The 395-nt window shown below is 62.5% G+C and carries 1 protein-coding gene; it reads left to right on the top strand.

The window, feature by feature from the left end; all coding sequences use genetic code 11:
- Nucleotides 1-381, top strand: a 381-nt coding sequence (locus EN852_RS35780) for an NAD-dependent epimerase/dehydratase family protein (RefSeq protein WP_135879679.1), incomplete at its 5' end; no start/stop codon positions are given.
- Nucleotides 382-395 lie beyond the last annotated feature (14 nt).

The following is a 395-nucleotide window of genomic DNA, read 5'->3' as shown; positions in this document are numbered from 1 at the left end:
GTCGAGCGCGGCGAAAACCCGAAACTCTTCGGCGCCTATGGCGACTTCGGTCCCGGCGAGCAGAGCCGCGATTTCATCCATGTTGGCGACGTGGCGGAAGTCAATCTGTGGCTGTGGAAACGCGGCTTGAGCGGCATCTTCAACTGCGGCACCGGTCGCGCCCAGCCGTTCCGCGCCATCGCCGAGACGGTGATCGACACGCTGGGCAAGGGGGAGATTGAATTCATCCCCTTCCCCGATCATCTCAAGGGGAGCTACCAGAGTTTCACGCAGGCTGATATGTCCCGCTTGCGCGCGGCCGGCTACAATGGCCAATTCCGCACCGTCGAAACCGGCGTCAGGGACTATGTCGAATGGCTCAAGGCCCAACGATCCTCGTGATCGGCCCACGCTGG

It is taken from the genome of Mesorhizobium sp. M2E.F.Ca.ET.209.01.1.1, from assembly GCF_004010375.2.
Classification (GTDB): Bacteria; Pseudomonadota; Alphaproteobacteria; order Rhizobiales; family Rhizobiaceae; genus Mesorhizobium.
The sequence above is the reverse complement of the archived record's forward strand: the minus strand, read 5'-3'. Positions and strand labels throughout refer to the sequence as shown.